The organism is Hymenobacter fodinae (assembly GCF_004745825.1).
In the GTDB taxonomy this organism is placed as follows: Bacteria; Bacteroidota; Bacteroidia; order Cytophagales; family Hymenobacteraceae; genus Hymenobacter; species Hymenobacter fodinae.
Map to the genome: position 1 here is coordinate 1,285,200 of NZ_SRLA01000001.1, position 12,658 is coordinate 1,297,857.

Consider the following 12,658-nt stretch of genomic DNA (forward strand, 5'->3'; position numbering starts at 1 on the left):
CGCGTACGTACGCAGAAACGAGCCGCGGGGCTACTGGCCTACGATTGTGCCAGGGCCGGCCGGGCCGCCGGACCATATAGCCAGAGCACGGTCAGGATGGCGGAACCTAAGTACGGCAAAGACAAATCAAGCAGGCCCGTGAGGGAGGTTACCGGCAATAATAGCAGTAGTAAATAGTTGGCTACTAGGAAAAAAAGCCCTACCCCAATCAGTGCCATCGTCCGCCGCGGCCAATCGGAATAGCGGGTCATGACGGCGAAAAACGGTACTACAAGCGGAATAATAGCCAGGGAAATCATGGCCGCCACTAGGCCTACCAATAGCGCAACTGTGTAATCCGTCAGCCGCTCCAGTGAGAAATCTATGATCAGCCACAGCGTGCCGCCTAAATTGCTAAGCAGCCATAGTAGCAATGTCCGGATAAGAGTAGAGTGAACGGACGAGTAAGAGTTAACCATAATAGAGTGAAATAAGCTAGGCCACTGCTCCGACTGCAATCAGGAGAAAGGTGGTACTGGTTGGAGGATAAGAACACCGGGATATACGGAAGGCAAAAGCGCGCTAGTTTGCCTGAAAACCGTGTTTTAATGGGAAAACCAGCTCTATTTTGACACCGCTCTTCCGGCTTTGGGAAACACGGGGCCTTTGGGTTAGATATTAGCTGTTTATACAGAAATATTGGTTATTGGGCGGAGCCAGTCGCGGCAGACCCAGCAGGCTGCTATAGGTGCTGTCAGCATCCACGGCAAACTGAGGAAATAGAAAATTCATAGCAAAGCCAATGGCATATTCGCTGGCTTTGATTGTGTTAGGCTCGCAACGGTGAAGCCGGATGAAAAGACTAGGAGACAAACACGCAAAAGAGCACCGAGGCCGCAAAGAGCAGCAGCGTACCTTCTCTAGCCAAACTACTCGGGAGGGGGCAGTCGCCCCCGCATCCGCCCTTTTGAATAAGAATGGCATTATGGGCATGCGCAACACATTACCTACTAATGCTCCGGCTAACATCAGTGGGTAGATAGCCAGAACGCCCAGTAATAAAGATGTTACAGCCCCTGATGATTTGTACTGCTATGGATGAATAGAATAATCAGATAAAAGCACGGAATAGCAAAGAATGCACCCCACAACCGAGAGAGCCAGAACAGCGGGGGAGGCGCTGCCGGCTAGTCATGAGGTAGTGGTAAACGCGTTTCTAGACTATGCTATAATGTTATGAATGTATGTTGTCAACCCAGATATTGAAAGAGTGGCCAATAATGGCTGTTACATAAGTCTAAGGCAGTTGTATGTGGAAGGCTTCGCGCTCATCTACTGTAACCTGAGTAGGATCTATGCCCTCAACAATCCATTGGACCAAGTCTTCGCCTCGCAAATAAGCTCTAAACGACAGCCGGCCTAGATGCAAGTGTAATGGGTGCATTTGGTTGATGAGCATTTTGTGGTTGGAGCCTTCTATCCACGCTCGCAGCACTATGACCTTACTTTTCCTGACATAGTGAGGCAAGTATTCCTCTGCCCATTCAGCGTCAAGCACCCCATCGCACCAGCATCTGCGTAGGTCTTCATCTTCGGACTCGGCCAGCGCTTCAGTTAGCTTGTATTCCAATAGTGTGAAGAAGCCCTTGGAAAGCATAAATGCAGGGGTATAAGATTAGACGTGGGCACCTACTGCTGCGCAAGGGGTAGGGGCGTAACGTTAAGTAATCTCCAAAAGGGGCAAAAAATGTAGTCAAGAGTGTTTGCAATGCCGAATAACTTTACGTGCTTTGTAATACAAAGTGCTTTTAGCTATGATGCAGCCCGCTACCGATCCGCTCGCCCAGCTTACCGAGATTCGCGCCATCATGGAGCGTTCTTCCCGCTTCATCTCCCTGAGCGGCCTCTCCGGAGTAGGGGCGGGCGTGGTGGCGCTGGCGGGGGCAGGCCTAGGCCACTGGTTTTTGCTGCAGTGGTTTCCAAGCAGCAGCTATGGCTCAGTAGGCTACTTGCGGCTGTTGCAAAGCACTGAGGAGGAGCGCTGGCTGGTGCTGCCTTACCTGTTAGGCTTCGCATTAGCAATAATTGCAGTAGCATTAGTTGTTGCCACGTTCTTCACGGTACGCCGGGCGCGTCGGGCGGGCCTGCCGGTTTGGAGTGCCCTGGGCCGACGCTTGGCTCTTAGTTTGGCTATTCCGCTGATTGCGGGCGGGTTGTTTTGTCTAGCGCTGTTTGTGCGGGGCGCAGTGAGCCTAGTAGTGCCAGGGCTGCTCACCTTTTACGGCCTCGCTTTACTTAATGGCAGCAAGTACACGCTTGACGAAATTCGGTGGCTTGGCCTTACCGAAATTGTGCTCGGATTAGTAGCTGTGTTGCTCCCCGGCTTTGGGTTGGCGTTCTTTGCGCTCGGTTTTGGGTTTGGGCACATCCTCTACGGCCTGCTCATGTACAACCGCTACGAGCGGAAACAGGCCTAGCCACCCGCCTGCCATTTTACCATTCCTACTGGCCTAGGGCCAGTTGCTCCCGAGAAGTTTGCCCGTGAAACATGTTATCCATACGCTCAATAAGGCTTTCGACAACCGTGTACGGTTGGGCGTAATGGCCGTGCTCATGGCTAACGAAACGGTGAGCTTTAACGAGTTGAAAGAAGCCCTCGACTTGACCGATGGCAACTTGGCTAGTCACGTATCGGCCCTTGAAAAGGCAGGCTACGTAGCGGTTAGCAAACAGTTTGTGGGTAAGAAACCAAACACCACTTATTCGGCCTCTACGGAGGGCAAACAAGCTTTTCAAGACCATCTAACGGCTCTCGAAAAGCTGCTGCGGCCAGGGAGCTAAATTTTTTTGTCTTTATACTTTGTAATTCAAAGTTCTTTTAAAAATATTTAACATGATTACATCAGCCTCTTTAGCTGGAATTGCGCCAGAACCACAGGCGCGCCGAGCACACCCTCTCATGCTCACGGCTTTGCAGAAAGTCATGGTACCGCTGGGCGCCATCGCCTTCGACGTGCTGTTTTGGAATCAGGAAGTCGGGCTCAACTTGGCCCTCTACACGCTACTAGTTGTGGGGCTAACGCTGCTAGGCCTGACGCGCCACGCTGCTCAGCGTAAATCAGTGGGGTTCTGGACGACGCTGGCGGGCACACTACTCAGCGCGGCGCTAGTGGTGTGGCTTGGCTCGGGGGCGGCGCGGCTGGCTTGCGTAATATCTTTGGTACTGTTTCTGGGCTACCGCAATCAACCACAGCTGCGGCTGGTAGCCTCTGCCTTACTCACGGCGCTGGGAAGCGTCACGCTGGCGCTGCCAGGGCTGCTACCCTACCTACGTCTGCCACACGGTGGCTCGGCGGGCTGGGCCCGCACCCGCTTTTATGGTAGGGTGCTGGTGTTGCCCTTAGTGATATTGGCGGTATTTCACGTGTTGTTTTCCCTCGGCAGCCCGCAGTACGCAGAGCTAAGCAATCAGCTGTTTGGTAAAATAGGGGAGTGGCTAGGCCAGTTGCTAGCCAGTGTATCGGTGCCGCACCTGCTGTTTTTCCTGTTGGGGCTCGGCCTGACGATTGGGGCCCTTGTTATTGTGCCCTACCATTACTTCCTCGATCAGGAGTCGCGCTTCGGGGAGTTTGTGCGGCGGCAGCGCGACCGAGTAGCTTCCCTAGCAGTACGCCACCCCGACTTCAGCACCAAGAAGTTTCGCACCCTTGATCTACGCAAGGAATATATAGCCGCGGTGGCAGTGTTTGGATTGGTAAACGTGTTGCTGTTGGTGGTCAATGGCTTGGATATTAAACTGCTGTGGTTCGGCTTCACCCCTCGCCAGGGCTTCAACCTTACCCAGTTTGTGCACGAGGGGACGTACGTGCTCATTCTGAGTATTCTGGTGGCCATGGGCATTGTCTTGTGGTTTTTTCGTCGCAACCTCAACTTCTACCGAAAGGGCTTGCCCGCCCTGCGCTGGGGCGCCACCGTGTGGGTGGTGCAGAATGTGGTGCTCGTTATTTCGGTAGGGCTGCGCAACTATTACTACATCCTGCACACGGGCCTGGCCTACAAGCGCATTGGGGTGTATGGGTTTCTGCTCCTGACGCTGTTTGGCCTAGGTACGGTGCTGCTCAAAATCTGGCAGCGTCGTTCGGCCTTCTCGCTCGTGCGCCTCAACGGCTGGGCTACATATGCAGTGCTGCTACTGCTGGCGGCCGGGAACTGGGAAGTCTGGATTACGCGCTACAACCTGCAGCCTCGCTTCGAAGAGCTAGACCTCGGATTTCTGCTTGCAATGCCCGAGCGGATGTTGCCCGAGCTGGCCGCCCGCGAGGCCGTGTTAGATGGCATGACCCGCATTATAGTGATAGATGAGTCTGGCTACGGTGAAACAAAGTTTACGCCGGCCGAGGCCCATCGTTTGGTGAAGCAGCGCCTAGCACGCTGGCAAGAAGCGTATCCGCGCTACCACACCTGGCAAAGCTGGACCTACGCCGAAGCCCAAGCCTACGAGCAACTGTACGGCCCCGTACCCGCCACCAAAACCCCCTAGGCCTGGTCTTCTGATCAGAAACAGAAGTGTGTTTCCACTTACAACTTATTAGTCATGACGATTCTCCCCACGTTGCTTACCCTAGGCGGGGTGCTGCTGTGCGCTGCCTGCGTAGGGGGCTTAGCCTTCCTGCTCAGCTGGCGTGAACTGGCCGCCACGCCCCTAGAGCGTGCCCGGCGCCTATACCGGGTGGTACTACCCGGGGCGGGCCTGTTGCTAGGCCTAGTGGTCTGGACGCTGCTGCACGTGATGTTGTTGTGGGCTCCAGGAGCTTCGCCCGCCGTGGCAGTTACGCCATGAGCCAGCCCACAACTCATGCGCCGGCGCCGCGGGTATCGGCGGGCCGCAGCTTATCGGTGCTTATCACGGCACTGGCGGTACTCTGGACGTGGAGTCAATTTCCGGCTTGGTATGCCAGCGGCCACGCCGATGCCCTGGCTACGCAGCAGCTGGAGCGCTTCTGGTTTCAGCCCTGGCTACTAGGCCTGTTGTTGGTACTGGTAAACCTGGGCACGCTGCACTGGGGTACTTTACCGCTTGCCTTACCTAGCTCGCCGGGTAGCCTCCTCGATGCGCCGCAGTGGCAGCGGGAGGTGGTATTCTGGGCGTGCGTCATCTTTCACCTGGCAAGTACGGCTGCATTGGTCGGGCTGGTTGCTAACTGGCTGCCGCTATGAACCACCCAGTTGTTAGGCCTCCCGATCCAATTAGGCGCGTCATCCACTTTGGGGTAAATACGGTGCTACCCGCAGCCCCCGCCGGCTTCTTTCTGACGGTGGGGCTAGGCCTGTTCGGTTTGCTCAACCTAGTGTTCCAGCACGAAATATGGCTGCACACACCAGGTGCGGAGAGGTGGCTGCTGCTTCTGTGCCTGGCCTGCCTGCTTCTGTTGCCCTGGCAAATTGGGCGGGTTGCTAACCGAGTGGCCAACTCACTCAACGGGTGGTTCTGGCAATTCTGCTGGCGCCTGGCGGGCTGGAGCGCTTACGTTGCCGGTGGCGTATTGCTCATCCCCGGTGCTATCGGTTTAGGCTGGCTGCTGATAGCTGGCTGATGAGCAGGAGCAAGTATAAACTTGAGTATTTCCCCTCCTGAGGTGAGGCACTTTCTACACAATTCCACTCTACTCTTTCTATGCAATATTCAGAACCGACAGTATCAGCTGAACAGTCCGACATAGCTATTGCCCTGGCCTGGCTCCAGCAAAGCAAGGATATTATTACGATGTGCATGTTAAACCTACTGCTGGTGGTACCCATTGCGTGGCCAGGGTTGGTGCTGTTTCTTTTTCGATGGGCGCTGGTGAAAAAAGCCACCACCCCCGCACGGGTAGCAATTCTATGGAGCTGCACGTTCTGTCACGAAGTATTGTGCTTTATGCTATTTGCCTCAATGACTCGCGAAGATGGATTTGGCGTCCTCTCCACTTACTGTACTTGGGGCTATGGAATTGGGATGGGGCTGAGTGCGCTGGGGTTGCTGGAAATGATGTATCGAAGCTCCGCTCTTCAGTATCGGTAGAGCATCGACAGGTCATTTGTATAACCCAGCCAGGTACAACTAGTAATTATCGAATAATGAGTGGCCTACCGTCGTTCTTTTCCGTGATAGGCGCAACGCAAGCCCGGCTAAAACGCGTGGCTTTTCATCTGCCTCCCGCACCTAACTGGTATATTTGCGCCTTAGTTGCCGGGCCGTAGCGCCCTGTTCGCCTCAACGCGCCCTGAATGTCCGCACCAGACTCTCCGAATACAACTGCCCCCACCCCGCCCACCCGGAAATGGCCTAACATCCTTTCCCGTACCATGTGGGGCTTTTTTGTAGTGGGACTAGGCATCTTTCTGCTGTACCCCATCTTGGTCAGCATGAACTTCTTGTTCTTGTTTGGCAAGTCGCCGAGCCTGGAAGAGCTGGAAAATCCCAAGGTTGAGCAGCCCTCGGAGGTGTACACGGCCGATGGGGTGCTGATGGGCCGCTACTTCCGCGAAAACCGCTCGCCGGTGCCCCTCAATCAGATGTCGCCGTGGCTAACGAAGGCGCTGATTGCTACCGAGGACGTGCGCTATTACGACCACTCCGGCATCGACCCCACGGCTATTGCCCGAGCGGTGGTAGGGGTAGTACGCGGCGGCAGTGGCGGGGGCTCTACCATCACGCAGCAGCTGGCTAAAAACCTCTACCGGACCCGGCGTGAGGAAAATACAGGTGGCCTAGGCCACATTCCAGTCCTCAACACCATCATCAGCAAGACCAAGGAATGGCTGACCAGCGTGGAGTTGGAACGCCGCTATACCAAGGAAGAAATTCTGCGGCTCTACCTTAACACCGTTGACTATGGCTCCAGCTCTTTCGGCATCAAAGTAGCGGCCAAAACCTTCTTCAGTACCTCTCCCGACAGCCTCCAGCCAGAGCAGGCCGCCATGCTTATTGGGGCCGTGAATGCGCCTACTGCGTATAACGCCCGGTTTCATCCTGAGGCTGCCATGCGCCGCCGCAACCTGGTGCTCACCCGCATGGGGCAGGCCGGTTTCCTAACTGGTGCACAGGTGCAGGAGTATCAGGCTAGGCCACTCGGACTGCGCTACCAGGTAGAGAAGCACGTAGATGGCCCCGAAAACTATTTCCGCGGCGCTATCAGCCAGCAGGTGGCTGCTTGGTGTAAGGAAAATGGCTACGACATGTACCGCGACGGCCTGAAAATCTACACTACCCTCGACTCGCGCATGCAAACGTATGCTGAAGAGGCGGTGCATGAGCGCATGAAGACGCTGCAGCGGCAGTTTGATAACTTCTGGCGCAACCGCGGGCAAAACCCTTGGGTGGATGAGAAGGGTAATGAGATTCCGGATTTCATTGAAACCCAGATCAAGCGCACGGAGCAGTACAAAGAGTTGGCCGAGCGCTACAAGGGCCGCCCTGAGCTACTGGAGGAAGCGTTGCACCGCAAGCGTAAGATTGCTGTATTCACTTGGAAGGGCGATGGAGTGGATTCGCTGAACCTTTCTCTGCTCGACTCGCTGGCATACTACAAGCATTTCCTGCACGCCGGCATGATGACCATGGACCCTTTCACGGGCCACATCAAAGCCTGGGTAGGTGGGCTAGACTACAAATTCTTTCAGTATGACCACGTAAAGCAAGGCAAGCGCCAAGCGGGCTCCACCTTTAAGCCCTTTGTATACCTCACGGCCCTAGATAACGGCTACACCCCCTGCGACCGAATTCGGGATCAGCGTGTAACCATCAACTACGTGGAAAATGGGCAGCCCATGGAGTGGCAACCCGACAACGTTACCCGCGAATACACGGGCATTAATATGACGCTGCGCCATGCCATGGCTCGATCGGTGAACTCGGTTACGGCTCAACTCACCGAGAAAGTAGGGTGGGACAACGTGGTGAAGTACGCGCACAAAGTGGGCATCCGGAGCAATCTGTTGGCGGTGCCCAGCATTGGCCTGGGCTCCGGCGGCGATGTGAGCGTGTATGAGATGGTGAATGCCTACAGTACGTTCGTTAACCAGGGCTTCCGGCCCGAGCCCATGCTCATCACTCGCATTGAGGACCAGAACGGCAACGTCATCAAGCAGTTTGACCCACAGCAGCAACGCGTACTCCCAACGGAAACGGCTTGGCTGATGGTGTACATGCTGCGCGGCGGTATGGAAGAGCCCGGTGGAACTTCCCAGGCCCTCTGGGACTATGAGCTATGGAAGAAGAACAATCAGATTGGCGGCAAAACAGGTACTACTAGTAACTATTCCGATGGCTGGTACATGGGCATTACCAAAGATCTGGTAACAGGCGTGTGGGTAGGTGGCGAAGACCGTAGCATTCACTTCCAAGGCTCGCAGCAGGGCGAAGGTGGCCGCATGGCGTTGCCCATCTTCGGCAAGTACATGGAAAAAGTGTACCGCGACCCAGACCTTGGCATTACAATGGGCCCTTTCCCGCAGCCTACCGTGAAAATCAGCAAGAAGTATAACTGCATCTCTGAAGCAGAACCACGCCGGCGCCGAGTAGAAGCTGTAGATACTATTGTAGTAGACAACTTGCTGGAAAACTTAAACAACGGCACCATGGCAGTGCCAGATAGCCTGTAGGTTGACCTAGAAAGCTTAAAAGCAGTACGCCCCACTTGGCCTAGGCCAGGTGGGGCGTACTGCTTTTACAGGTATAGGGCTTAGTCCTCGTTATAAAAAGATTCCAGCGCGGGCTTTAACTCCGGATATTCGAACGTGAAGCCTTCGTGCTGTACCTTCTCAGCACTAACGCGTTGCGAAGCCAGCACAATCTCACTCATTTCTCCCATTACCAGCTTTAGCCCGAACTCTGGGACCTTTGGCAACACCAAGGGCCGGTGCAGCACTTCGGCCAGGGTTTTGGTAAACTCTTGGTTCGTGACGGGGTGGGGCGAAACGGCGTTGTAGGTGCCTTCCCACTTGGTTTCCTCTAACGACTGGATGAACAACCGGCACAAGTCATCCAGATGAATCCAGGACATATACTGTCGGCCAGAGCCTAACGGGGCGCCCGCCATCATCTTCACAACACGGGCTAGCGGTACCAGGGCACCGCCATCCGGGCTCAGCACAATGCCAATCCGGAAAATAGCCGTCCGGATGTCGCCTTGCGCCACACTTTGGGCCGCTTCTTCCCACTGCTGACATACTTCGGCCAGAAAATCATTGGGAGCGGGGGGCGTCTGCTCATCAACTACGCGGTCATCTTGGTCGCCATAGATGCCGATAGCAGAGGCAGAAATAAACGCTTGCACGTGGTGGTGCCCCTTGGCTAGCTCGCGCGCTACCAGCTTCGTGCCCGCCAGGCGGCTCGACAAGATTTCCCGCTTTCGCTCGTGAGTCCATTTGCCGTCCGAAACGCTACTACCAGCCAGGTTAATGATGTAGTCGGCATATGTGATGGCTGCTTCATCAATAGTACCTGCCTGCGGGTCCCAGCGGAAACCCCGGTAGCGCGATGCGCCCGGATGACGGCTCAGCAGCGCCACCTCGTAGCCTGCGTCAATGAGCATCTCAGCGAGGCGAGTGCCTATCAGGCCGGTGCCACCAGTAATCAGAACTTTGCGGGCCATTAGAAAAAGTTGCCAGGTGGTAGCGCCAGTTGCCTATGTGAGCAACTCAGCGGGTTAGGTAGAGTACGGAGGTGCAAGCTAACAGCCTATAGATAACTCGCAACAGCTATAAGTGTGTAAAGCAGCGGTATCTGCTACTTGCCTATCAGCCGCAGGAATTCTTGGCGCAGGGAATTATCAGTGGTAAAGGCGCCACCATACTCAGCCGTGAGTGTACCGCTGCTAGTGTCGTTTACGCCCCGACTCATCACACAAAGATGGTCGGCCTCTATCAGTACGGCTACATCCTCTGTGCGAAGCGCCTGCTTAAGCTCCTCTGCAATCTGGCGCGTAAGACGCTCCTGCACTTGCGGGCGCCGGGCGTAATACTGCACCACGCGGTTGAGCTTGCTTAGGCCTACCACGTGCTCACCGGGCAAGTACGCCACGTGCGCTTTTCCAATAATGGGCACAAAATGATGCTCACAGCACGAAAACAGCGTAATGTCGCGCTCTACCAGCAGGTTCTGGTACTGGTAGCGGTTTTCAAACAGCTTCACGTCGGGGCGATGCTCGGGGTTGAGACCCCGGAACCACTCCTGCACATACATTTTAGCTACGCGTTTGGGCGTACCGTTCAGGCTGTCATCTGACAGATCGAGCCCAAGCACTTCCATGATCTCGCGGAAGTGGCCAGCAATAGCCGTAATTTTTTCCTCATCACTGAGGGTAAAGGCATCGGAGCGGAGGGGAGTACGGAGCGACGAAGTCAGGTGACCATCGGCCGCCGGAGCTGCGCCATCCGCAGCGGAGGCCGCGGGCACTAGGTTATCCATGGTATTCTACAAAATTGCGTTCGGTCTCATACAGCGTGACCGATAGGCCTAGGTGCGCCGCCAAGTGCGGGCGCAACCGATTCCATATTACGACGGCAATATTTTCGGCCGTGGGGTTGAGGTGGCGGAAGTCTTCCGTGTCGAGGTTGAGGTTCCGATGATCAAAGATATCCAGAATCTCGCGCTTCATCAGGTCGCTGAGGCGCTTCATGTCATATACGTAGCCAGTCTCAGGATCAATTGGCCCAGTAAGGCGCACAATCAACTCATAGTTATGGCCATGGTAATGAGGGTTATTGCACTTGCCAAACACCCGTTGGTTCTGCTCGTCACTCCAGGCAGGGTTGTGCAAACGATGAGCAGCGTTGAAGTGTTCTTTACGACAGACTGTTACTTGCATAGTTGACATCAAACCGGGCGGTGGGGCATTTGTTTGCATTCTCCAAAGAAGAAAGAGGAGTGTATTAGGGCCATGAGTTTGGTCTATATAGCAGCATATATATGCTGTTTTGGTAGTTAAATTATACCGCGTATGACATATTCAACAAAAATGCCCAATCTTCAAAAAAAACAATCTGAGGTATGCGAAGTTGGCTTGCAGTCTATTTAAATTTGATGAGTCGGATATCTGTAAACAAGCCGATTAAACCTGTAAATCATTTCTTCTCAACTCATTCCATTCCATATGAAAAGAGGCGTACTCCTTTCTTTACTGCTAGTATTTGTACTATCGGTAACCAGCTTCGCGCAAAAGTCGCCGGTTGACGAAACGGACATGGCTATCAAAGGCATTCCGCGCAAAGGCCAGCGTGTTTCAGTGCAGCTAGACAGCAAGCGTGTAGAGGATTCCTGGAAAAAGAAGCTCGACACGGAGTTCGGCGGCAAAGTGAAAGTTGACAAAGGTATCTATACCATGGATGGTGTAGTTATCGAGGCTGTTTCTAAAACCCCTATTCGTGTAATCAGCAAGGTGGACGCTGTGCCTACCGGCACTACCGTATGGTGGTCGATTGACTTGGGTAACGCTTACTTGAGCAAAGAAGCTACTCCGGTGCAGTGGAAAGCCGCTGAAGGCTACCTGAAGGATTTCGCTCGCATGCTCTACCGTGAAGACTTGGCCATTCAGGTGGCTGAGGCTGAAAAAGGTCTGGTATCGTCGCAGAACAACCACAACGCCGTAATCGCCAAGGCCGACGCTATCAAGAAAGATATCGAGAAGAATAAGGCCAAGAAGGCTGAAATTCAGCAGCAACTGGCTCAGAATGCCGCTGAATTGCTCCAGTACAACAACATGGTGGACATGAACCTGAAGGAGCAGGAAGCCGCCCGCGCCGACATTGTGAATATGCGTGTGGCTCTGGAAGCTGTGAAGGAGCGCATGAACAAAATTGAGTAGTCAATAGAGAACCTTGTCTATTCTGGAAAGTCCAGTTGGCGCCCGCCAGCTGGACTTTTTGTTTGTCCTTACCTGTAACATCAATAAGGGCTTATGCTAGGCCACTTGCTTACTGCAACTGTGCCTTAATTTGTTGCTCGGCGTATTTCTCATCTTTCCAGCCAGCTATGCGGGTGGCCGCGGATGGATTGCGGTGCTGGAACCAGAGGCCTAGCGCCTGCCGAACCGCCGGGTAGCGTCGTTGAAGCGTAGCCCAGTCAGTAACATCGGGCAGAATGCGTTGGGCAGGACGAGCCGGAACCGCCAAAATAGTTTGCTCCAGGGCGCCGTCCACATCCAGCAATACCACTCCAATAGGGACCACCTCTAAAATGGTACCAGCGGGTGCGCTTTCGGCTAGCACCAAGGCTTGAACCGGCTGCACAGAGGTACTGTTGGCCTGAGTGGTAGAGCGCGTGCCCGGAACAAAGCCATAGTTGCCCGGGAAAGGCAGAAACTCCACTACACGCTCCACACCGGCCTGCTGCGTAGGAACAAACTCATGGGTTGCCGGGTCGTAGTGCTGCTCGTGGTTGGTGCCCGCTGGTATTTCAACTACTACCTGTAGTAGCCGTCGCTCCTTGGAGTAGGGCGGCAAATCAGCATAATCAGTTTGGCAACCTGTGGCTAAACCTAGGCTACTAAGGAGTACTCCGAGCACTAAACCAGAAGCACGCATACACACGGGGCTTAATGAAAATAGACATTCCGAGCTGAGAGCTCCGACCATGCCTAGGCCAGTAGCTTCTCGGCTCGGAATGCCAAGTAACTTAAAATTCAGAAAGGGTAGCGGC

Annotated in this window: 15 protein-coding genes; 9 read left to right on the top strand and 6 right to left on the bottom strand. The window is 54.5% G+C overall.

Annotated features, from left to right (window positions below):
* Positions 1-38: 38 nt before the first annotated feature.
* Together EU556_RS05495 and EU556_RS05500 are read right to left on the bottom strand one after the other, a co-directional pair.
* Complete coding sequence (locus EU556_RS05495) at positions 39-458, bottom strand: hypothetical protein (protein WP_135431806.1); 420 nt, start codon at positions 456-458, stop codon at positions 39-41.
* Between the two features lie 818 nt (positions 459-1,276).
* Positions 1,277-1,636: a hypothetical protein gene (locus tag EU556_RS05500; RefSeq protein ID WP_135431807.1), complete on the bottom strand. Its 360-nt coding sequence runs from the start codon at positions 1,634-1,636 to the stop codon at positions 1,277-1,279.
* A 157-nt stretch (positions 1,637-1,793) separates the two neighbouring features.
* On the opposite strand from EU556_RS05500, the gene EU556_RS05505 reads away from it, so the two are divergent.
* The 8 genes from EU556_RS05505 (at position 1,794) to EU556_RS05540 (ending at position 8,622) form a co-directional block, all read left to right on the top strand.
* Positions 1,794-2,456, top strand: a complete 663-nt coding sequence (locus tag EU556_RS05505; RefSeq protein WP_135431809.1) for a hypothetical protein — start codon at positions 1,794-1,796, stop codon at positions 2,454-2,456.
* A 64-nt stretch (positions 2,457-2,520) separates the two neighbouring features.
* A complete protein-coding gene (locus tag EU556_RS05510; RefSeq protein WP_135431811.1) occupies positions 2,521-2,820 on the top strand; it encodes a winged helix-turn-helix domain-containing protein in 300 nt (99 codons plus the stop codon).
* 118 nt (positions 2,821-2,938) lie between these two features.
* Entirely contained in the window at positions 2,939-4,519 is a 1,581-nt protein-coding gene (locus EU556_RS05515; RefSeq protein WP_167855467.1) for a DUF4153 domain-containing protein, read from the top strand.
* Between the two features lie 54 nt (positions 4,520-4,573).
* Positions 4,574-4,819: a hypothetical protein gene (locus EU556_RS05520; RefSeq protein WP_135431815.1), complete on the top strand. Its 246-nt coding sequence runs from the start codon at positions 4,574-4,576 to the stop codon at positions 4,817-4,819.
* Positions 4,816-5,196, top strand: a complete 381-nt coding sequence (locus tag EU556_RS05525) for a hypothetical protein (RefSeq protein WP_135431817.1) — start codon at positions 4,816-4,818, stop codon at positions 5,194-5,196. The genes EU556_RS05520 and EU556_RS05525 overlap by 4 nt, the downstream gene beginning before the upstream one ends.
* Positions 5,193-5,573, top strand: a complete 381-nt coding sequence (locus EU556_RS05530) for a hypothetical protein (RefSeq protein ID WP_135431819.1) — start codon at positions 5,193-5,195, stop codon at positions 5,571-5,573. Before EU556_RS05525 ends, EU556_RS05530 begins: the two co-directional genes overlap by 4 nt.
* 80 nt (positions 5,574-5,653) lie before the next feature.
* Complete coding sequence (locus EU556_RS05535) at positions 5,654-6,040, top strand: hypothetical protein (RefSeq protein WP_135431821.1); 387 nt, start codon at positions 5,654-5,656, stop codon at positions 6,038-6,040.
* Between the two features lie 206 nt (positions 6,041-6,246).
* The gene (locus EU556_RS05540) at positions 6,247-8,622 is read left to right on the top strand and encodes a transglycosylase domain-containing protein (protein ID WP_245327444.1); all 2,376 of its coding nucleotides are present in this window, start codon (positions 6,247-6,249) and stop codon (positions 8,620-8,622) included.
* Between the two features lie 80 nt (positions 8,623-8,702).
* Here the strand turns inward: EU556_RS05540 and EU556_RS05545 are convergent, their stop codons facing one another.
* The 3 genes from EU556_RS05545 to EU556_RS05555 all read right to left on the bottom strand — a co-directional run bounded on the left by EU556_RS05545 (position 8,703) and on the right by EU556_RS05555 (position 10,829).
* The gene (locus tag EU556_RS05545; RefSeq protein WP_135431823.1) at positions 8,703-9,614 is read right to left on the bottom strand and encodes a TIGR01777 family oxidoreductase; all 912 of its coding nucleotides are present in this window, start codon (positions 9,612-9,614) and stop codon (positions 8,703-8,705) included.
* Between the two features lie 134 nt (positions 9,615-9,748).
* Positions 9,749-10,429, bottom strand: coding sequence for a GTP cyclohydrolase I FolE (gene folE / locus EU556_RS05550; protein ID WP_135431825.1), 681 nt, complete (start codon positions 10,427-10,429; stop codon positions 9,749-9,751).
* Positions 10,422-10,829, bottom strand: coding sequence for a 6-pyruvoyl trahydropterin synthase family protein (locus EU556_RS05555; protein ID WP_135431827.1), 408 nt, complete (start codon positions 10,827-10,829; stop codon positions 10,422-10,424). Before EU556_RS05555 ends, folE begins: the two co-directional genes overlap by 8 nt.
* A gap of 285 nt (positions 10,830-11,114) precedes the next feature.
* Between EU556_RS05555 and EU556_RS05560 the strand changes: the two genes are divergently transcribed.
* A complete protein-coding gene (locus EU556_RS05560; RefSeq protein ID WP_135431829.1) occupies positions 11,115-11,825 on the top strand; it encodes a DNA repair ATPase in 711 nt (236 codons plus the stop codon).
* Between the two features lie 109 nt (positions 11,826-11,934).
* Here EU556_RS05560 and EU556_RS05565 read toward each other — a convergent pair whose 3' ends face one another.
* On the bottom strand, positions 11,935-12,462 hold the full coding sequence (locus tag EU556_RS05565) for an inorganic diphosphatase (protein ID WP_210116223.1): 528 nt from the start codon (positions 12,460-12,462) through the stop codon (positions 11,935-11,937).
* Between the last annotated feature and the right edge of the window lie 196 nt (positions 12,463-12,658).

Bases quoted from the DNA above. Each gene is read 5' to 3' on its own strand.
- EU556_RS05560 (WP_135431829.1), top strand. From the start codon at position 11,115: ATGAAAAGAGGCGTACTCCTTTCTTTACTGCTAGTATTTGTACTATCG.
- EU556_RS05505 (WP_135431809.1), top strand. From the start codon at position 1,794: ATGATGCAGCCCGCTACCGATCCGCTCGCCCAGCTTACCGAGATTCGC.
- EU556_RS05530 (WP_135431819.1), top strand. From the start codon at position 5,193: ATGAACCACCCAGTTGTTAGGCCTCCCGATCCAATTAGGCGCGTCATC.
- EU556_RS05495 (WP_135431806.1), bottom strand. From the start codon at position 458: ATGGTTAACTCTTACTCGTCCGTTCACTCTACTCTTATCCGGACATTG.
- EU556_RS05515 (WP_167855467.1), top strand. From the start codon at position 2,939: ATGCTCACGGCTTTGCAGAAAGTCATGGTACCGCTGGGCGCCATCGCC.
- EU556_RS05545 (WP_135431823.1), bottom strand. From the start codon at position 9,614: ATGGCCCGCAAAGTTCTGATTACTGGTGGCACCGGCCTGATAGGCACT.
- EU556_RS05500 (WP_135431807.1), bottom strand. From the start codon at position 1,636: ATGCTTTCCAAGGGCTTCTTCACACTATTGGAATACAAGCTAACTGAA.
- EU556_RS05525 (WP_135431817.1), top strand. From the start codon at position 4,816: ATGAGCCAGCCCACAACTCATGCGCCGGCGCCGCGGGTATCGGCGGGC.
- EU556_RS05540 (WP_245327444.1), top strand. From the start codon at position 6,247: ATGTCCGCACCAGACTCTCCGAATACAACTGCCCCCACCCCGCCCACC.
- EU556_RS05520 (WP_135431815.1), top strand. From the start codon at position 4,574: ATGACGATTCTCCCCACGTTGCTTACCCTAGGCGGGGTGCTGCTGTGC.
- folE (WP_135431825.1), bottom strand. From the start codon at position 10,429: ATGGATAACCTAGTGCCCGCGGCCTCCGCTGCGGATGGCGCAGCTCCG.
- EU556_RS05535 (WP_135431821.1), top strand. From the start codon at position 5,654: ATGCAATATTCAGAACCGACAGTATCAGCTGAACAGTCCGACATAGCT.
- EU556_RS05555 (WP_135431827.1), bottom strand. From the start codon at position 10,829: ATGCAAGTAACAGTCTGTCGTAAAGAACACTTCAACGCTGCTCATCGT.